Source organism: Methylobacterium sp. WL1 (assembly GCF_008000895.1).
Taxonomy (GTDB): domain Bacteria; phylum Pseudomonadota; class Alphaproteobacteria; order Rhizobiales; family Beijerinckiaceae; genus Methylobacterium.
The window spans coordinates 533,648-552,687 of record NZ_CP042823.1 but is presented as its reverse complement, the minus strand read 5'-3'; the positions used below and the strand labels follow the sequence as shown (position 1 = coordinate 552,687).

The 19,040-nt window shown below is 67.8% G+C and carries 19 protein-coding genes; 5 read left to right on the top strand and 14 right to left on the bottom strand.

From position 1 onward, the window contains the following. Positions 1–72: 72 nt before the first annotated feature. Positions 73–786, top strand: coding sequence for a DNA/RNA nuclease SfsA (sfsA, locus tag FVA80_RS03015; RefSeq protein ID WP_147905746.1), 714 nt, complete (start codon positions 73–75; stop codon positions 784–786). Here sfsA and FVA80_RS03010 read toward each other — a convergent pair. Next, complete coding sequence (locus tag FVA80_RS03010; RefSeq protein ID WP_147905745.1) at positions 773–1,618, bottom strand: FkbM family methyltransferase; 846 nt, start codon at positions 1,616–1,618, stop codon at positions 773–775. The two genes, sfsA and FVA80_RS03010, sit on opposite strands and share 14 nt — an antisense overlap. A gap of 116 nt (positions 1,619–1,734) precedes the next feature. Here FVA80_RS03010 and FVA80_RS03005 point away from each other — a divergent pair, with 116 nt between their 5' ends. Next, on the top strand, positions 1,735–2,499 hold the full coding sequence (locus FVA80_RS03005; RefSeq protein ID WP_147905744.1) for an alpha/beta fold hydrolase: 765 nt from the start codon (positions 1,735–1,737) through the stop codon (positions 2,497–2,499). Positions 2,500–2,502: 3 nt separating this feature from the next. Here FVA80_RS03005 and FVA80_RS03000 read toward each other — a convergent pair whose 3' ends face one another. The 11 genes from FVA80_RS03000 to FVA80_RS02950 all read right to left on the bottom strand — a co-directional run bounded on the left by FVA80_RS03000 (position 2,503) and on the right by FVA80_RS02950 (position 13,253). Further along, positions 2,503–3,264, bottom strand: coding sequence for an ABC transporter permease (locus tag FVA80_RS03000; RefSeq protein WP_147905818.1), 762 nt, complete (start codon positions 3,262–3,264; stop codon positions 2,503–2,505). Between the two features lie 14 nt (positions 3,265–3,278). Next, the gene (locus tag FVA80_RS02995) at positions 3,279–4,211 is read right to left on the bottom strand and encodes an ABC transporter ATP-binding protein (RefSeq protein ID WP_147905817.1); all 933 of its coding nucleotides are present in this window, start codon (positions 4,209–4,211) and stop codon (positions 3,279–3,281) included. A gap of 191 nt (positions 4,212–4,402) precedes the next feature. Continuing rightward, the gene (locus tag FVA80_RS02990; protein WP_147905743.1) at positions 4,403–4,657 is read right to left on the bottom strand and encodes a hypothetical protein; all 255 of its coding nucleotides are present in this window, start codon (positions 4,655–4,657) and stop codon (positions 4,403–4,405) included. Between the two features lie 356 nt (positions 4,658–5,013). Beyond that, positions 5,014–5,325, bottom strand: a complete 312-nt coding sequence (locus FVA80_RS02985) for a hypothetical protein (RefSeq protein WP_147905742.1) — start codon at positions 5,323–5,325, stop codon at positions 5,014–5,016. 313 nt (positions 5,326–5,638) lie between these two features. Further along, the gene (locus tag FVA80_RS02980; RefSeq protein WP_187193580.1) at positions 5,639–5,980 is read right to left on the bottom strand and encodes a hypothetical protein; all 342 of its coding nucleotides are present in this window, start codon (positions 5,978–5,980) and stop codon (positions 5,639–5,641) included. A 391-nt stretch (positions 5,981–6,371) separates the two neighbouring features. Beyond that, positions 6,372–6,755, bottom strand: coding sequence for an SUF system Fe-S cluster assembly protein (locus tag FVA80_RS02975; protein ID WP_147905741.1), 384 nt, complete (start codon positions 6,753–6,755; stop codon positions 6,372–6,374). A 92-nt stretch (positions 6,756–6,847) separates the two neighbouring features. Then, positions 6,848–8,092, bottom strand: a complete 1,245-nt coding sequence (locus FVA80_RS02970; protein ID WP_147905740.1) for a cysteine desulfurase — start codon at positions 8,090–8,092, stop codon at positions 6,848–6,850. Between the two features lie 177 nt (positions 8,093–8,269). Continuing rightward, entirely contained in the window at positions 8,270–9,592 is a 1,323-nt protein-coding gene (locus FVA80_RS02965; protein ID WP_147905739.1) for a SufD family Fe-S cluster assembly protein, read from the bottom strand. 4 nt (positions 9,593–9,596) lie between these two features. Then, positions 9,597–10,349: a Fe-S cluster assembly ATPase SufC gene (gene sufC / locus FVA80_RS02960; protein ID WP_147852892.1), complete on the bottom strand. Its 753-nt coding sequence runs from the start codon at positions 10,347–10,349 to the stop codon at positions 9,597–9,599. 194 nt (positions 10,350–10,543) lie between these two features. Continuing rightward, the gene (gene sufB, locus FVA80_RS02955; RefSeq protein ID WP_147905738.1) at positions 10,544–12,013 is read right to left on the bottom strand and encodes a Fe-S cluster assembly protein SufB; all 1,470 of its coding nucleotides are present in this window, start codon (positions 12,011–12,013) and stop codon (positions 10,544–10,546) included. Between the two features lie 70 nt (positions 12,014–12,083). After that, positions 12,084–13,253 carry a cysteine desulfurase family protein gene (locus tag FVA80_RS02950; protein ID WP_147905737.1) on the bottom strand — a complete coding sequence of 390 codons (1,170 nt, stop codon included), beginning with the start codon at positions 13,251–13,253 and terminating at the stop codon, positions 12,084–12,086. Between the two features lie 274 nt (positions 13,254–13,527). Here FVA80_RS02950 and FVA80_RS02945 point away from each other — a divergent pair, with 274 nt between their 5' ends. The 3 genes from FVA80_RS02945 to FVA80_RS02935 all read left to right on the top strand — a co-directional run bounded on the left by FVA80_RS02945 (position 13,528) and on the right by FVA80_RS02935 (position 16,008). Further along, the gene (locus tag FVA80_RS02945) at positions 13,528–14,184 is read left to right on the top strand and encodes an alpha/beta hydrolase (RefSeq protein WP_092045953.1); all 657 of its coding nucleotides are present in this window, start codon (positions 13,528–13,530) and stop codon (positions 14,182–14,184) included. An 86-nt stretch (positions 14,185–14,270) separates the two neighbouring features. Next, positions 14,271–14,657, top strand: coding sequence for a response regulator (locus FVA80_RS02940; RefSeq protein WP_147852889.1), 387 nt, complete (start codon positions 14,271–14,273; stop codon positions 14,655–14,657). A gap of 58 nt (positions 14,658–14,715) precedes the next feature. Then, complete coding sequence (locus tag FVA80_RS02935; RefSeq protein ID WP_147905736.1) at positions 14,716–16,008, top strand: aminotransferase class I/II-fold pyridoxal phosphate-dependent enzyme; 1,293 nt, start codon at positions 14,716–14,718, stop codon at positions 16,006–16,008. Positions 16,009–16,054: 46 nt separating this feature from the next. Here FVA80_RS02935 and FVA80_RS02930 read toward each other — a convergent pair whose 3' ends face one another. Together FVA80_RS02930 and FVA80_RS02925 are read right to left on the bottom strand one after the other, a co-directional pair. Beyond that, the gene (locus FVA80_RS02930; protein WP_147905735.1) at positions 16,055–17,224 is read right to left on the bottom strand and encodes an acetyl-CoA acetyltransferase; all 1,170 of its coding nucleotides are present in this window, start codon (positions 17,222–17,224) and stop codon (positions 16,055–16,057) included. Positions 17,225–17,293: 69 nt separating this feature from the next. After that, positions 17,294–19,012 carry an IlvD/Edd family dehydratase gene (locus tag FVA80_RS02925; RefSeq protein WP_147905734.1) on the bottom strand — a complete coding sequence of 573 codons (1,719 nt, stop codon included), beginning with the start codon at positions 19,010–19,012 and terminating at the stop codon, positions 17,294–17,296. Between the last annotated feature and the right edge of the window lie 28 nt (positions 19,013–19,040).

Here is a 19,040-nt window from a genome sequence, read left to right as displayed (position 1 = left end):
CTTTGGCGTCGGTTGTTCTGCAGATAGCGCATCCACCGGCCCGGACCACACGAACCCGGAGATATCCCCCCGATGCTGTTCGCCGCGCCGCTCGCGTCCGGTCCGCTGGTGCGGCGCTACAAGCGCTTCCTCGCCGACATCGAAACCGACGACGGCCTCGTCACCGCGCATTGCCCCAATCCCGGTGCGATGCTGGGCCTCAACGTGCCGGGACGGCCGGTCCTGCTCTCCCGCTCGAGCAATCCCGCGCGCAAGCTGCCGCTGACCTGGGAATTGGTGGAGGCCGACCTGCCGGGCGGCCCGCAATGGGTCGGCATCAACACCCTGCGCCCGAACGCCCTGGTGGCCGAGGCGTTTCGCGCCGGCGTGATCGCCTCACTCGCCGGGCACGACGTCTTCCGTCCGGAAGTCCGCTACGCGAAGGCCAGCCGCGTCGATTTCCTCGCGAGCGGCGCGGCCACCGGGCCCTGCCACGTCGAGGTCAAGAACTGCCACCTGATGCGCCGGGCGGGCCTCGCGGAATTTCCGGATTGCATCGCCGCCCGCAGCGCCCGGCACATGCGCGATTTGGCCCAGGTGGTCGTGGATGGCGGCCGGGCGATGGTGATCATCGTGGTGCAGATGCACGCGGAGGCGTTCGACGTCGCGCGGGACATCGACCCGGCCTTCGACCGGGCGTTCCGCGACGCCCGCGCGGCCGGCGTCGCGGTCCATGCCTATCGCTGCGCGGTGAGCCCCGCGGGGGTCGCCGTGACCGACGAGATCCCGGTGATCACGCCGCCCTGACCGGTGCCTGGCGCTCGAACATCAGGTTCAGCCGGGAGCGCGAAATCTCGCGATAGCCTAGCCTCTCCAGGTGCTTGGGCAGGTCGATCTGCCACTGGCCGGTGCCGTTCTCGATGAGCAGGATGCGGGGGAGCAGCGCTTCCGGCGCCTCGCGCAAGAACGGCTCCAGGATCAGGTCTTCGGCGCCCTCGACGTCGAGCTTGATGGCATCGACCCGGGTCAGGCCTTCAGTTCGCAGGAGGTCGATGAGCGGTACCGCCGGCACGGTGATCCGGGCGCCCTCGTTGGTGCCGACGATCCGCAGGCTCGACTCGCCGCGGTTGCGCGGGTCGATGAACAGGGTCAGCTCGCCCGCCTTGTCGGCCACCGCGCAGGCGACCGCCTTGACGGTGTGGAACGGGTTCTGGGCGATGTTGTAGGTGAGGCGCTCGAATACGTCGGGTTGGGGCTCGACTGCGACGATCCGGGCGGCCGGCCCCGAGAACGCCGCGACGCACAGGGCGTAGGCGCCGATGTTGGCGCCGATATCCAGGAAGACGCAGTCCTTCGGCAGGCGCTCCTGCAGCAGCGCACGCTCCTGCGGATCGAAGAATTGCGGCGTGAACAGCACCTTCTTCTCGCAGTTGTTGTTGTAGGGGTGCAGGCGCATCCGGGCGCCGTAGCGGGTCACGTCGAGGGGCTTGCCGCCCAGCCGCGAGATCGCGATCCGGCGAAGGAACAGCGCTAGGCGCCGCCCATACCAGGACTCGGCCGGGATCCGGTTGGTCCGGCGGGTGATCGCCGCCACGAGGCCGGCCGGTTCGTAGGTGCCGTAGGGCTTGGGATCGGTCATAGCCGGGGCGGTGTGCCAGCCGGCGCCCGCCCCGGCAAGCGGAGCGATCCGCGTTGCCCCCGCGCGGCCCTGTGGTCTAAGCGGAGGCCGAGCTTCGACGGCACGGGTTGCACGGCATGGATTCCTTCGATTCGGACGGCGTGCGGATCGCGTATATCGACGTCCCGCCGGCGGAGGGGCCCGGCACGCCGATCCTGCTGATCCATGGTTTCGCCTCCAACCACGCGGTCAACTGGGTCAACACCCAGTGGGTGCGCGCGCTGACGCAGGCCGGATACCGGGCGATCGCCCTCGACAATCGCGGGCACGGCGAGAGCCAGAAGCTCTACGACCCGGCGGAATATAGCTCGGAGGCCATGGCGGGCGACGCGATACGGCTGCTCGACCATATCGGCATCGAACGCGCGCACGTGATGGGCTACTCGATGGGCGGGCGGATCACCGCCCACATCGCCCTCGACCATGCCGACCGGGTCCGGTCCGCGCTGATCGGCGGGCTCGGCATGCACCTCGTCGAGGGCAAGGGCTTGCCGTCCGGGATCTCGGAGGCGCTGGAGGCGCCCCCCGGCACCCCCGCTCCGAACCCGACCGCCGCGGCGTTCCGCACCTTCGCCGAGCAGACCCGCAGCGACCTTCGCGCGCTCGCGGCCTGCATGCGCGGCTCGCGCCAGACGCTGAGCCGGGCGGAACTCTCACAGATCGAGGTGCCGGTGCTGGTCTCGGTCGGCACCCTCGATACGGTCGCAGGCTCGGGCCCCGCGCTGGCCGCCCTGATGCCGGATGCCCGGGCGCTCGAGATCGAGGGCAAAGACCACTCCACCGCGGTGGGGGCCAAGCCGCACCGGGACGGCGTATTGGCCTTCCTCGCCGCGCAGCCCTGACCGTCAGCTCTTCAGGCGGTAGCCGGTGCGGAAGATGTAGGTCACGAGGCCGAGGCAGATCACCAGAAACAGCATCGTCATCCCGAGGCTGATTGCGATGCTGACATCCGCCTTGCCGAAGAACGCCCAGCGGAAGGCGCTGATCAGGTAGACCACCGGGTTGACGAGGCTCACCGCGTGCCAGAACGGCGGCAGCATGTCGATGGCGTAGAAGCTGCCGCCCAGGAACGTCAGGGGCGTCACCACGAGGAGCGGCACCAGCTGCAGCTTCTCGAACCCATCCGCCCAGAGCCCGATGACGAAGCCGAACAGGCTGAACGTCACCGCGGTGAGCAGCAGGAAGCCGATCATCCAGACCGGATGGTCGATCCGCAGCGGCACGAACAGCGCCGAGGTCGCCAGGATGATCAGGCCGATCAGGATCGACTTGGACGCAGCCGCGCCGACGAAGCCCAACACCACCTCCAGCGGTGAGATCGGGGCCGAGAGGATCTCGTAGATCGTGCCGGCGAAGCGCGGGAAGTAGATGCCGAACGAGGCGTTCGAGATGCTCTGCGTCAGCAGCGAGAGCATAATCAGGCCGGGCACGATGAACAGCCCGTAGGGCACGTCGTCCACCGCCGAGACCCGCGAGCCGATCGCGGCCCCGAACACCACGAAGTACAGGGTCGTCGAGATCACCGGGGCCAGGATGCTCTGCCCGGCGGTACGCCAGAAGCGGCCCATTTCGAAGCGGTAGATGGCGCGGACGGCCGGCCAGTTCATGCTCATGGTCGCGTTCATATCCGTGCCTCTCCCTCGCGCACCAAGCCGACGAAGATGTCCTCCAGGGAACTCTGCTCCGTCTGAAGATCGCTGAACCGGATGCCGGCAGCGGCGAGGCCGGTGAGCAGGCCGGTGATCCCGGTCCGCTCCGCGCGGGTGTCGTAGGTGTAGACCAGTTCACGGCCGTCGCCGGCGAGCGCCAGCTCGTACTCCGCAAGCTCGGGCGGGATCGCGGTGATCGGGGTCTGGAGCTGCAGGGTCAGCTGCTTGCGCCCAAGCTTGCGCATCAGCGCGGCCTTCTCCTCGACCAGGATGATCTGGCCCCGCCGGATCACGCCGATCCGGTCTGCCATCTCCTCCGCCTCCTCGATGTAGTGGGTGGTCAGGATCACGGTGACGCCCTGCTGGCGCAGGTCGCGCACGAGCCGCCACATGTCCTGGCGCAACTCCACATCGACGCCGGCGGTCGGCTCGTCGAGGAACAGCACCCGGGGTTCGTGCGAGAGAGCCTTGGCGATCAGAACCCGGCGCTTCATCCCGCCCGAGAGGGTCATCAGGCGGCTGTCGCGCTTGTCCCAGAGCGACAGCGCCCGCAGGATCCGCTCGATATGGCCGGGATCGGGCTGCAGTCCGAACAGGCCGCGGGAGAAGCTCACGGTGTTCAGCACCGTCTCGAAGGCGTCGGTGGTGAGTTCCTGCGGGACGAGCCCGATCGCCCGGCGCGCGGCGCGGTAATCCACGGCGATGTCGTGGCCGTCGACCACCACCGTTCCGGAACTCGCGGTGACGATGCCGCAGACGATATTGATCAATGTCGACTTGCCGGCCCCGTTCGGGCCCAGCAGCGCGAAGATCTCGCCCCGCTCGATGGTGAGGTCGATGCCGCTCAACGCGGTGAAGCCGGACTGATAGGTTTTCGAGAGCTTCGAAATGGAGATGATCGGCATCGGGGCCTGAATGGAATGCGGGGCGTCGTGCACCGGCGACCGCCGGCTCGGCTCTGGGCCCGTCTGCCGCCGCGACGTTCCGCACGGCCTGACGATCGGGTGGGCCTCTGGCGGAAGCGGGCGCCCCGATAGCACGGCGTCTATACGGTTCTCACGCCACCCACGTGCGCAAGCGCACAGCGAGACCGGCGTCATTCCTGAGCGTCGGCGCAGCGAGAGACCAGCGCCAGGCAGTGCCGCCGGGCCTCCGGATCGCGGATGCGCGAAAAGGTCGCCAGGATCGCGTCGCATTCGGCGGCCGTCGGGCCGTCATCGCCTTGCGCGGTGCGGCGGCGAAAGAGTGATACCGGAAGGTCCAGGGTATCGGCGATGTAGCGGAGGAGCTGCGCCCGCTCATCGAGCCGCTCTGCAGCTTCGGAGGATTCGAAGGCGCCTGGCGTGGTCATCGTGCGGTCCAGCTTAAACGGCAGCCGAGCAGGGGTCTGCGCACCTCGAAAGGCCGACGCTGCTCGGGACGGAATTCGACCCGACCATTCATGAGTTTTCGCGACGCGGCAATCAACCGTTACGCTTCTCGGTAGTCACATGGACCGGAGACGCAGGATTGGTTTTGAGCCGGCCGGTAACGACCGGCTGCGGAGATTGAATACCGCGGTCGACTGAATTGCGCGCCGTCGCCGCTCTTGCATGCCGAAACGCACCGCCGATCGCGAAGATCAGTAGAGGCGTGCTCCCGCTGAGGTCCGGCTGTCGATCCCGGGGCTCGGGTTCGTGTGCGGCTGCTGACGCGCCTACGACGAGCCTATCCACCGCGCCGGAGCAAGACGAGCGCGGCCAGTCCGACCAGCGTCGCGAGGCCGAGCATCCTGCGCCATGGGTTGACGCCGCGGACGAGTTCATCGACCGCCCACCAGCCCAGGGCGACATCGGCGCCGATGGCGAGCCAAGATCCCAGGGGCTCGGCGCCGCTTGCCAGCCATGCCGCCAGCGTCAGCGCGAGGAACAACCAGAGCGGCAGGTTCGGCCATTGCGCAATCGTGATGGCGCCGGTCTGCCGGTCCCGGAAAAGCCAGTCGCGCACCCGCAGGAGGGGACTGGTCGATGGCTGTATCATGGTCCGGCGCCCTTCCTGTTGCCGCGCGATCGTGCGGCGGCGCACCGCCGGCCGGCCGAAGCTCCGTTAAGACGAACTCAACAGGCCGGATCGAACTTAACCTTTTATCAACCTTACTAAATGGAAAGCGCGGTCCAATCCCTAACAGTTCCTGAAACGACTCTCGAAACAGTCGTTAATCAGACGATAATGCATCATCGGAACGGCGACGAACCGCACCAAGAGGACGGATCCACCATGAGCACTCGCTTCGAAGACCTGAAGTTCATGCTCCTCCTCAGCGCCGTCACGCTGCTCGGCAGCGGCCTGGACGTCATCCTGCGCTGATCGAGGCCGCCACCATCCCGCCCATCTCCGTCGAGCCGTGTCGCGCGAAGGCGCGTCTCAAGGCTGACCGTGCCGCCGTTTCCTGAGGCCGCCCGTCACGGCGTTGCTGGGTAGCGACGGGGACATTCACGACACGGGGCGTGGGCGAAAACCATCGGTTCTGCGCGACCGGCGTGGGAACCGCCACCGAAGTCTGGCCGGAGAGGAGGAAACTGCGCAATTCGGCCACCCGCGCTTTCCGCTCCGTACGCATTACGAACGCGGCCACGACGATACCGCTCAGCCCGGCCACTTCGAGAAGCACCGCGACCACGTAACCCGGACCCATTCGTCCCCACCATGTGCGATCCGCGACGCCGAATAAACCGGCAGCCACCTGCCCCAGTGGACACTCTTGGTTACTAAAATCTTAAAATCTACATCAATTGATAGACTGCCTGGCCGTTTCTGTACTCGTTTCACAGTAGCTGTCGAATTGAAGCTCATCGGCCGGTCGAGCGCTGCTTCCATCGCGCCCGTCGACGTGCAGGCCTATAGCGCGATCGACGCTCTCTCGACCCGGGCGGGCGGCCTTAGTATTAGCCCTGCCCGTGGAAGTTGCTCGTGTCGTGGCCGATGCGAACGATTGAAACGTTTGGCACGGGTGAAGGGGCGCATGTGGAGCATGCGCCCTCCCGATAGCCGGCGTCGGTGTTGAGCGTCGGCCGTTCGGGGCTGCGCTACCACATATCCAGGGCGACGCGAGCCTCGTCCGACATCCGGCTCTGATCCCACGGCGGGTCGAACACCATCGTGACGGTGCACGATTGAATGCCCGGCACGGCGCTGACGGCGTTCTCGACCCAGCCCGGCATCTCACCGGCGACGGGACAGCCGGGAGCGGTCAGGGTCATGTCGATCGCGACCTTCCGGTCGTCGCCGATATCGACCTTGTAGATCAGGCCGAGCTCGTAGATGTCCGCCGGGATCTCCGGATCGTAGACGGATTTCAGCGCCGCGACGATGTCGTCGGTCAGCCGGTCCAGCTCGGCCGGCGGGATCGCCGATGCGGCTTCGACCGCGGGGGCGTTCGCGCCGCCGGTGATTGTGGCGTCGGTGCTCATGGTTTCACTCTCCCCCGGGCCCGTCCAGACGGCCCCGGTTTCCTCGCGGCACGCGCATCGTCCTCACGATCGGGTTCGGAACGCTGCGCCGATCAGGCGAACATCATCTCGGCTTTGCCGAGCGCCTCGGCAAGGGCATCGATCTCGGCCGGCGTGGTGTAAAGCCCGAACGAGGCCCTGCAGGTCGAGGTGACGCCGAAGCGCGTCAGCAGCGGCATAGCGCAATGCGTGCCGGCCCGCACCGCGACGCCCTGTCGGTCGATCACCGTGGCGATGTCGTGCGCGTGGGCGCCCTTCATCTCGAAGCTGACCACGCCGCCCTTGCCCTTGGCGGTGCCGATGATCCGCAGGGCGTTCATGGCGCCCAGGCGCTCGTGCGCGTAGCGCGTCAGCATCGCTTCGTGCGCCGCGATGTTCTCCCGGCCCAGGCCCAGCATGTATTCCAGCGCCGCCCCGAGCCCGACCGCCTCGACGATCGCTGGGGTCCCGGCTTCGAAGCGATGCGGCGGGTCGTTGTACGTGACCGTGTCCTGGCTGACGGCCCGGATCATCTCGCCGCCGCCCTGGTACGGGGGCAGGCGCTCCAGCCACTCCTTCTTGCCGTAGAGCACGCCGATGCCGGTGGGCCCGTAGACCTTGTGGCCGGTGAAGATGAAGAAGTCGCAGTCGAGCGCCCGCACGTCGATCGGCTGGTGAACGGCGCTCTGCGCGCCGTCGAGCAGCACCGGAACGCCGTGCGCATGCGCGATGCGGACGATCTCCTCCGCAGGCGTCACCGTACCCAGCACGTTCGACATGTGGGTGATCGCCACCATCTTGGTGCGCGGCGTGAACAGCTTCTCGTATTCCTCGACGAGGAAGTTGCCGTCCTCGTCCACCGGCGCCCACTTGATCACGGCCCCGCGCCGCTCGCGCAGGAAGTGCCAGGGCACGATGTTGGAGTGGTGCTCCATGATCGACAGGATGATCTCGTCACCCTCGCCGATCAGCCCGGCCCAGCCCATGCTGGAGGCCACGAGGTTGTAGGCCTCGGTGGCGTTGCGGGTGAAGATGATCTCGTCGGTGGAGGCGGCGTTGAGGAACTGGCGCGTGGTCTCCCGGGCGCCCTCGAACCCCTCCGTGGCGGCGTTCGCCATGAAGTGCAGGCCGCGGTGAACGTTGGCGTAGCCGGTCTCCATGCAGGAGACCATCGCGTCGATGACCCGTCTGGGCTTCTGAGCCGAGGCCGCGTTGTCGAGATAGACCAGCGGCTTGCCGTAGACTGTCTGCGACAGGATCGGGAAGTCCTTGCGGACAGCCTCGACGTCGTAGCCGGTGGTGCGGACGGGTGCGTTCATGGTCGCGACCTTCTGGGACCTCGAGTCCGTCCCATGGGCCACCTCGATCCGAGGGGCCGAAGCGAAGCGAAGGTCTCGAAGGAGGCCTCCGGAAAGGGCGTCGCGACCCCGATGACCCGCGAACGGGGCTCGGGATTCGCGGAGCCGGCCGATCCTGCGGGAGGACCGGCCGATCGTTCAAGCGCGTGCAGCGAGCCAGGCCTCGATCTCGCCGATCAGCGCCGCGCGGGCACCCTCGTGCGTGACCGATTCGATCGCCTCGCCGACGAAGGCCTGGACCAGGAGGCTCTCGGCCACCGAGCGCGGCAGGCCACGGGCCATCAGGTAGAACAGCAGGTCCTCGTCCGGGGCGCCACAGGTGGCACCATGGCCGCAGGCGACGTCGTCGGCGAAGATCTCCAGCTCCGGCTTGTTCATCATCTGCCCCTCGTCGTTGAGGAGCAGGCAGTCCGACTTCATCTTGCCGTCGGTCTGCTGCGCAGCCTGCCGGACGATGATCTTGCCCTGGAATACCCCGGTGGCATCCCCGTCGATCACCGTCTTGAACATCTCGCGGCCGATGCCGCCCACGGCCGCGTGGTCGGCCAACAGGGTCGAGTCGGCCAGCTGCCCGTTGCCCAGCATCGCCGCGCCGTTGACCACGGCGTTCACGTTTTCACCGGCGACGTGCATGTAGATCTGGTGGCGCGACAGGACGGCACCGGTGACCAGGTTGACCGTCTCCAGCCGGGACTCGTCGTCGAGGCGCACGCTGATCGTCGAGAGTGCGATGGCGGCGTTTCCCTCCCGGTTGAGCCGGGCATGGCGGAAGACGGCCTGCTTGCCGACCCGCACGTCGAGCGCATCGTTCGGCTGGTAGGTCAGGCCGTCCGGACCCTCGTGGCTCTCCAGCATGGTTATCTCGGCGCCGTCGCCGAGATCGACCAGGACCCGCGTCGCCGTGGAGAAACCCTCGGAGCCGCTGCCGATGAAGCGCAGATGCAGGGCCCGCTCGATCTTGGTACCGGGAGCGACCGAAATCAGCGCGCCGTCGGCCAGGAAGGCGGTGTTGAGCTGGTAGATCGGGTTCTCGCGAGCCTGCTCCACCGGCGCGAGCAGCCGGAGGCGGGTGTCGCTCTTGCCCATCGCATCGTTGAGCGGCGTTACGGTGAGGCCGGCCGGCAGCCCGTCGAGGTCCGACAGCGGACGGACGAGATGGCCGTTGACGAAGGTCAGATGCGCCGCGTCGAGGCCGGCAAAGCCCTTGGCGGATGCCGCGGCGGCCTGGGCGGCTTCCGCAGACGGGGCCTCGGCCGGCGGTACGGCCTCCTTCATGGCGGCGCGCAGGTCGGTGTACTTGAACGCCTCCACCCGCCGGCTGGGAAGGCCGGCGGCCTCGAAGAAGCGGAACGCCTCCTCGCGGGCGATCGCCTCTTCCGAGGCGAAGCCCTTGCGAGCAGCCTCGAACAGGCTCGACAGCCCGGTCTCGGCGCTGGTGCGCAGGTTCTGGATCTCGGCCATGGGCTTACGCGGCCTCGTTGGTGCGGTACTCGGCGTAGCCAGACGCCTCGAGTTCGAGCGCCAGTTCCTTGCCGCCGGTCTTCACGATCAGGCCCTTCGACATGACGTGCACGGTATCGGGCACGATGTGGTTGAGCAGGCGCTGGTAGTGGGTGATCACCAGGAACGAGCGGCCCTGGGCCCGGAGCGCGTTGACGCCCTCGGAGACGATGCGCAGGGCGTCGATGTCGAGGCCGGAATCGGTCTCGTCGAGCACGCAGAACTTCGGCTCCAGCAGCGCCATCTGGAGGATCTCCATGCGCTTCTTCTCACCGCCGGAGAAGCCGACGTTGAGGGCGCGCTTGAGCATCTCCTTGTTGATCTCGAGCTTGTCGGCGGCGGCGTTGACCTTGCGGATGAAGTCCGGCGTCGAAATCTCGCCCTCTCCGCGGGCGCGGCGCTGGGCGTTGAGGCAGGCCTTGAGGAAGGTCATGGTGCCGACGCCGGGAATCTCCAGCGGGTACTGGAAGGCCAGGAAGACGCCGGCCGCGGCGCGCTCGTCGGCGGCCATCTCCAGCACGTTCTGCCCGTCGAGCAGGATCTCGCCGTCGAGGACCTCGTAGTCCTCCTTGCCGGCGATGACGTAGGACAGGGTCGACTTGCCCGACCCGTTCGGCCCCATGATCGCCGCGACCTCGCCGTCGTTCACGGTCAGGTTCAGGCCGTTCAGGATGCGGTTGTCCTCGATCTGCACGACGAGGTTCTTGATTTCCAGCATGTTAGTTCAAGTCCTATCGAACGGCGGATCGGGTTGATGCACCGACCGCGTGCCGTCAGTTCCTTATCGCCGTCACCGAGACGGCCATTTCGAAGGCCTTCAGCTCCGGATGCGGCGCATGAACACCTTCGCGCAATCCGGTCGGCGACCGCGGGGATGCCGCGATCGCCATGGGTATCGACGCCCGTCGGACCTTAGCCGACCGAGCCTTCGAGGCTGATCGAGATCAGCTTCTGGGCCTCGACGGCGAACTCCATCGGCAGCTGCTGCAGCACGTCCCGGACGAAGCCGTTGACGATGAGCGCGGTCGCCTCCTCCTCGGAGAGGCCGCGCTGCAGGCAGTAGAACTTCTGGTCCTCGGAGATCTTCGAGGTGGTCGCCTCGTGCTCGAACACCGCGGACGCGTTCTTCGACTCGATGTAGGGCACGGTGTGCGCCCCGCACTGGTCGCCGATCAGCAGCGAGTCGCAGTTGGTGAAGTTGCGGGCGTTCTTGGCCTTCTTGTGGGCGGAGACCAAGCCCCGGTAGGTGTTCTGCGAACGCCCGGCGGAGATGCCCTTCGAGATGATCCGGCTGGTGGTGTTCTTGCCGAGGTGGATCATCTTGGTGCCGGAATCGACTTGCTGCATGCCGTTCGATACTGCGATCGAATAGAACTCGCCGCGGGATTCGTCGCCACGCAGGATACAGGACGGGTACTTCCAGGTGATCGCCGAGCCGGTCTCGACCTGGGTCCAAGAGATCTTGGAGCGGGCGCCGCGGCAATCACCGCGCTTGGTGACGAAGTTGTAGATGCCACCCTTACCTTCGTTGTCGCCCGGGTACCAGTTCTGGACCGTCGAGTACTTGATCTCGGCGTCGTCCAAAGCGACCAGCTCGACCACCGCGGCGTGGAGCTGGTTGTCGTCGCGCTTCGGGGCGGTGCAGCCCTCGAGGTACGAGACGTACGAGCCCTTGTCGGCGATGATCAGCGTGCGCTCGAACTGGCCGGTGTCGCGCTCGTTGATGCGGAAGTAGGTCGACAGCTCCATCGGGCAGCGGACGCCCGGCGGGATGTAGACGAACGAGCCGTCGGAGAAGACCGCAGAGTTCAGCGTCGCGAAGAAGTTGTCGGTCGAGGGCACCACCGTGCCCAGGTACTTCTTCACCAGCTCGGGATATTCCTGCACGGCCTCGGAAATCGGCATGAAGATCACGCCGGCCTTCGAGAGCTCCTTCTTGAAGGTCGTGGCCACCGAAACCGAATCGAACACGGCGTCGACTGCGACGCGGCGCTCCGGCGCGATGCCTTCCAGCACCTCGACCTCACGCAGCGGGATGCCGAGCTTCTCGTAGGTCTTCAGGATCTCCGGATCGATCTCGTCGAGCGACATCGCCGCCGGGCGCTTGGGCGCGGCGTAGTAGTAGATGTCGCTATAGTCGACCTTGTCGTACGCGACACGCGCCCACTCCGGCTCCTTCATGGTGAGCCAGCGGCGATAGGCGTCGAGGCGCCATTCGAGCAGCCATGCCGGCTCGTTCTTCTTGGCCGAGATGAAGCGCACGACGTCCTCGGAGATGCCCTTGGCGGACTTCTCCATCTCGATGGTGGTCTCGAACCCGTACTTGTACTGGTCGAGGTCGATCGAGCGGACCCGGTCGATTGTTTCCTGCACGGCAGGCATGAGCATCTCCTGGCAAGCCCGGTTTCAAGGACCGGGAAGCGTCTTTCGGAAAGCGTGGGACGCGGCTGATTCAGGCCGCGTACCCTCGCCGCTTATATAGGGGCTGCAAGACCCGTTCGAAGGCGTCGAGAAAGCATGACGCATCCTCGTCCACCGTGTTCCAGCCGAGGCTGACGCGCAGCGCGCCCCCGGCAAGCTCGGGCGCGACGCCCATCGCCGACAGTGTCGCCGAACGTGCGACTTTGCCCGACGAGCAGGCCGAGCCCGACGACACCGCCACGCCGGCGAGGTCGAAGGCGATCAGGGCGGCGGGCGCGTCGAGGCCCGGAACCGCGAAGCTCAGCGTGTTCGGCAGTCGCAGCGCGCCGGCCGCGAACACCACGGCCTCCGGGGCGCGGACGCGCAGGCCGGCTTCGATCCGGTCGCGCAAGCCGGCGAGGCGAACGCCCTCCGGCACGAGGGCTTCGGTCGCGATCCGGGCCGCCTCGCCCATACCAACGATCGCCGGCAGGCACTCGGTTCCGCAGCGCTGGCGCCGCTCCTGCCCGCCACCGCGGAGGAACGCCGCGTCCAGGGCGACATCGTCGGCCAGGATCATCGCGCCGACCCCCTTGGGGGCCGCGAATTTGTGCCCCGACAGCGTGAGCGCGTCGATTCCCAGGGTCGCCATGTCGAAGGCGACCTTGCCGACCGCCTGAACGGCATCGGTGTGGACCAGGGCCCGGCCATGCGCGCGGGCCAGGGCGACGACGTCGGACAGGGGCTGGATCGCGCCGGTCTCGTTGTTGGCCGCATGGACCGAGATCAGCACGCTCTCGTCCGCGAGCGCGCCGAGGCGTTGTTGGAGGACGAGGAGATCGATCACGCCCTCGGGTGTGACCGGTATTTCCTCGACTGCGTCTCGGGAGAATCGGTGGCCTGCGGCAACGCAGGGGTGCTCGGTGGCGGAATGGAGCAGCCGCGTCGGCTTCGGCTGGCCGCGCCGGCCGAGGGCGCCGGACAGAACCGCATTCGCGGCCTCCGTCCCGCCGCTGGTGAACACCACCTGCGCCGGCCGGGCATTCACGAGGGCCGCGACCTGACCGCGGGCCGCTTCCAGCGCGGCGCGGGCAGCCCGGCCCTCTTGATGGATCGAGGACGGGTTGCCGGGCAGCATCAGCGCGCGCGCCACCGCTTCCGCCACGGCGGGGCGGACGGGGGCGGTCGCGTTGTGATCGAGATAGGCGCGGGCCCGGCTCATGCTGATTCCGTGTGGTCCCCTGCATACGGCGCGTGACAATTCCTTGCCCGCGGACCGGCTCGCCGTGCTAAGGCGCGCCGACAAATGAGATGTCGCCAACCGAACGGCTGGTGCAGAGAACTGGCACCGCGTGCCCGCTCACCTACATTAGAATAGTTCTAATCGCCTAGAACTGTTCTAAGAGCGTTTGTATGGTGTGCGTGCGGCGAGTCAAGGCTGCCTCTTCACTGCCCGAGATCGCGCGGCCGGCGACCGCTGAAACGAGAGTTGAACGATGCCTGAAGTCATCTTCACCGGCCCGGCCGGACGTCTGGAAGGCCGCTATCAGGCCCCCAAGAAGCGCGGCGCGCCGATTGCCATCGTCCTGCACCCGCACCCCCAGTTCGGGGGTACGATGAACAATCAAATTGTGTACAATCTTTTCTACACCTTCGCCAATCGCGGCTTTGCAGCCCTGCGTTTCAATTTTCGCGGGGTCGGCCGCAGCCAGGGCGCGTTCGACCACGGTTCGGGTGAGCTCTCCGACGCGGCCGCGGCCCTCGACTGGGTGCAGTCGGTCAACCCGGAGGCGAAGTCGTGCTGGATCGCCGGCGTGTCGTTCGGCGCCTGGATTGGCATGCAGCTGCTGATGCGGCGTCCCGAGATCGAGGGCTTCATCTCGATCGCCGCGATGGCCAACCGCTTCGACTTCACCTTCCTGGCCCCCTGCCCCTCCTCCGGCCTGTTCGTGCACGGCTCCGAGGATCGCGTCGCGCCGGCCCGGGACGTCATGCCGGTGATCGAGAAGGTGAAGGTGCAGAAGGGCGTGATCATCGAGCACCAGATGGTCGAGGGCGCCAACCATTTCTTCGACGGCAAGGTCGATGAACTGACTCAGACGGTGGACACTTACCTCGACAAGCGCCTGGGGAAGCGTGAGGAGGCCGCCTGACGCCGCAGGTCCCGCGCCTTGACGGGGGCAGGCCCGGGGAATACGGCGCGGGCTTCGAACGTCGCGACTGAACCTTTGCAGGTCTGATGACTGAAAGCTTGTCCGACCAACCCGTGGTGCTGCTGGTGGAGGATGACGGCCTCCTGCTCATGGAGGCGTCCGATACCCTGGCGGATGCCGGCTTCACCGTGCTGGAGGCCAGCCACGCCGACAAGGCGCTGAAGGTCCTGGAAAACCGCGACGATGTCGGCGTCCTGATGACGGATGTCGACATGCCGCAGGGCTCGATGGACGGGTTCGCCCTGGCCCGCCTCGTGGCGCATCGCTGGCCGACCATCCCCGTCCTCGTCGTATCCGGCATGGGCACCCCCGGCCCCAACGACATGCCGGAGGGGGCCCGCTTCATTCCGAAGCCCTACGAGCCCACGACCCTGGTCCGAACCCTGCAGGCCTTCATCCGTCGCGCGGCGTGAAGCCTCCTCCGGCTCGGGCGCGTCGACGATCCGGGCGCCGTACAGCCGACCGAGAGCCATGACGGATACCAGCCGACAGCACCGCTTCGCGACCCGGGCCATCCATGCCGGCGCGGCGCCCGATCCCGCCACCGGCGCGCGGGTCCAGCCGATCTACTTCACCAACGGCTTCGTGTTCGATTCCACCGAGCAGGCGGCGGACATCTTCGCGGGCCGCCGGTCCGGGTTCTCGTACTCGCGCGGGTCGAACCCGACGGTGGCCGCCCTGGAGCGCCGGGTCGCCGACCTGGAGGGCGCCAAGGCCGGCGTCGCGGTCTCCTCCGGGCAGTCGGCGATGATGCTGGTGCTGATGACCCTGATGAAGAGCGGCGACGCCTACGTGGCCTCGCCGCGGCTGTTCGGCGGCTCGCTGGGCCTGATGCGCCGACTCGACGGCCGCTACGACCTGAAGCCCCGCTTCGCCGCCGGCATGCGGCCGGAGGATTTCGAGGCGGCGATCACGCCGGAATGCCGGGCCATCTTCTGCGAGTCGATCGTGAACCCGTGCGCCTCGGTGGTGGACCTCGACGGGATCGCCGCGGTAGCCCGTCGCCACGGCCTGCCCCTCGTGGTCGACAACACCCTGGCCTCGCCGGCCCTGATCCGGCCGATCGAGCACGGTGCGGACATCGTCTGGCACTCGACCTCGAAGTTCTTGAGCGGTTCGGGCCAGACCATCGGCGGCATGATCTGCGATGCCGGCTCCTTCGACTGGACCCGGACCACCGGCTACAACCTGATCACCGACCCCTGGCCGGACTACGACGGCTTGGTCCTGACCAAGAGCTTCCCCGAGACGCCCTTCGCGGCGGCCTGCCGGTTCTTCGGCCTGCGCGATCTCGGCCCCGGTCTGTCGCCGATGAACGCCTTCCTGACCCTGATGGGCATCGAGACCCTGCCGTTGCGCATGGAACGCCACTGCGCCAACGCGCGGGCCGTGGCAGCCTTCCTGCAGGACCACCCGGCGGTGGCCTGGGTGAGCTATCCCGGACTGCCGGGGCAGATTGGGGAAGACCTCGCCCGGCGCTACACCCCGCAGGGACCGGGCTCGATCTTCACCTTCGCGCTGAAGGGCGGTGAGCCGGCGGCCCTGGCGTTCATCGCCGGGCTCGAACTGATCTCGCACCTGGTCAACATCGGCGAGATCAAGTCGCTGGCGATTCACCCGTCCTCGACGACGCACCGGCAATTGCCCGAGGGCGAGAAGGCCGCCGCGCAGGTCGGCCCCGAGACCGTGCGTCTCTCGATCGGCCTGGAGAACGAGGCCGACCTGATCGCCGACCTCAGCCAAGCCCTCGACAAGCTCGGCTGAGAGGGGATCGCTCCCCTCCCCTCTGTTGGCCCGATGTGGAGCGGTGCTACCGCCGCCGCTCCAGGATCGACACGTAGTTGGCCACCGCGGCCCCGCCCATGTTGAAGATCCCGGCCAGGTTCGCGCCTGGGACCTGCATCTCGCCCGCCTCGCCCATGAGCTGGAGGCAGGCCATCACGTGCATCGAGACGCCGGTGGCGCCGACCGGATGGCCCTTGGACTTCAGCCCGCCCGACGGATTGATCGGCAGCCGGCCGCCCTTCTCGGTCAGCCCCTCGCGGACGACGCGATAACCCTGGCCGGGTTCGGCCAGCCCCATCGCCTCGTACTCGATGATTTCGGCGATGGTGAAGCAATCGTGCGTCTCCACGAACGACAGGTCGTCGTTGCCGATCCCGGCCTGCGCGCGCGCCTTCTCCCAGGCGAGCCGGGCGCCCTTGAACGCGGTCGGGTCCCGGCGGGACAGGGGGAGGATATCGTTGACGTGCGCACGGGCGCGGAAGCCGACGGCGCGGGCCAACCCTTCCGCCGTCTCGGCATCGGCCACCACCAGGGCGGCGGCGCCGTCGGAGATCAGCGAGCAGTCGGTGCGCCGCAGCGGTGCCGCCACGTAGGGGTTCTTCTCGGAGACTTTGTTGCAGAACTCGAAGCCCAGGTCTTTCCTGAGCTGCGCGTAGGGGTTGCCTACACCGTTGCGGTGGTTCTTGGCGGCGATCCGGGCCAGTTCCTCGCTGCGGTCGCCGTAGCGCTGGAAGTAGCCGGCCGCGATCCGCCCGAACACGCCCGCGAAGCCGCCCTCGATGTCGGCCTCCTCTTTCCGGTAGGAGGCGCCGAGCAGGATGTCGCCGGTCTCGGCAACGGATTTCGCCGTCATCTTCTCGGCGCCGACCACCAGGGCGATCCGCCCGCGGCCGCTATCGACGAAATCGAGGGCCGCGTAGAGCGCCGCCGAACCGGTGGCGCAGGCGTTCTCCAGATGCGTCGCCGGTGCATGGGCGAGGCCCGGCCGAGTGAGCGCGACCTGCGACCCCTCGAAGCCCTGCTTCGAGAAGCCGGTGTTCATGACGCCCACATAGATCCCGTCGACTTGGGAATCCTCGACGCCGGCATGAGCCAACGCCTCGCCGGACACCCGCGCGATCAGGCCCTCGACATCCGGCTCCTCGAGCTTGCCGAACGGTGTGTGGGCCCAGCCCACGATACAGGCGCGCGTCATGCTCTTCGACTCCTCCCGATTCTTCACCGAACGATGGCCCTGGCGTGCCCGGGGATCAAGCGGCCGGCCTCAGCCCGGCTCGCCCTCCCCGATCAGGAAGTCGAAGTCGCATCCCTCCGGCGCTTGCGTGACGGTGCGCCGGTAGAGTGCCTTGTAGCCACGCTTGGGAGCGGGCGGCGGTTGATGGCCGGCGAGGCGGCGGGCGATCTCGGCCTCGTCCACCAGCAGGTCGATCCGCTTGTCGCGGATCGACAGGCGGACCCGGTCGCCGTCGCGCACGGCTCCGAGCGGACCGCCGATGGCCGCCTCCGGGGCGATGTGCAGCACGATCGACCCGAAGGCGGTGCCGGACATCCGGGCGTCCGAGATCCGCACCATGTCCTTCACCCCCGCCCTGGCGAGTTTCTTGGGGATCGGCAGGTAGCCCGCCTCGGGCATGCCGGCGGCGTGCGGCCCGGCATTCTGCAGCACCAGCACATCCCCCGGCGCCACGTCGAGGTCCGGGTCGTCGATTCGGCGGCTCAGGTCTTCGAGGCCGGTGAACACCACCGCTCGCCCCTCGGATTCGAACAGCTCCGGCGTCGCGGCGGCGCGCTTGAAGATCGCTCCGTCCGGGGCCAGGTTGCCGCTGAGCGCCACTAGGCCGCCTACCGGCGAGACCGGATCGTCGAAGGCTCGGATCACCGCGCGGTCAACCCAGCCGGCCGGTTCGTCCAGACGCTCGGTCAGGGTGCGGCCCTCCACGTCCACGGTGTCGAGATGCAGGAGCGGGCGCAGCTCTCGCAGCAGCGCACCCATGCCGCCCGCGGCGTGGAAATCCTCCATGTAGCCCTCGCCCACGGGCTTCAGGTCGACCAGCACCGGGGTCTCGTCCGAGATTTCGTTGAAGCGCCCGGACGGGATGCGGATTCCGAGGCGCCCGGCGATGGCCGTGAGGTGCACGATGGCGTTGGTGGAGCCCGATACCGCCATCAGGACCCGGATCGCGTTCTCGACCGATCTCTGCGTGATGACCTGCGCCGGCGTGATCTTGGTCTGGATCAGCCGCACCGCGGCGCGTCCGGTCTCTTCGGCGGCCACCAGCCGGTCCGAATGCACGGCCGGGATCGCGGCGGTCCCGGGCAGCGACATGCCGAGCGCCTCGGCGATGCAGGCCATGGTCGAGGCCGTGCCCATCACCGCGCAGGTGCCGGCCGTGACCGAGAGCCGGCCCTCGACCTCGGCGATTTCCTCCGATTCCACCGTTCCAGCCCGGTACTTGGCCCAGAAGCCCCGGCAATCCGTGCAGGCGCCGAGCCGCTGGCCGCGATGACGGCCGGTGGACATCGGGCCGGTCACGACCTGGATCGCGGGCAGGCCGGCCGAGGCCGCCCCCATGAGCTGAGCCGGCACGGTCTTGTCGCAGCCGCCGATCAGGACCACCGCATCCATCGGCTGGGCCTGGATCATCTCCTCCGTGTCCATGGCCATGAGGTTGCGGTACATCATGCTGGTCGGGTTGAGGAAAACCTCTCCGAGCGACACGGTCGGGAACGGCAGCGGCAGGGCCCCGGCAGCCAGCACCCCGCGCGAGACCGCCTCGACCAGTTCCGGCATGCCGCGATGGCAGTTGTTGAACCCGGACGGCGTCATGGCGATGCCGACCACCGGCTTGTCGAGGAGCGTGCGCGAGATGCCCATGGACCGGGCGAAGGAGCGGCGCAGGTAGCGGGCGAAATCGCGGTCGCCGTAATTGGTCAGACCCCGGTCGAGGCCGTGGGGTTCGGCGGTGACGGCGTCTTCGCTCATCGCTTCAATTCCTGAGACGGGTTTCTGC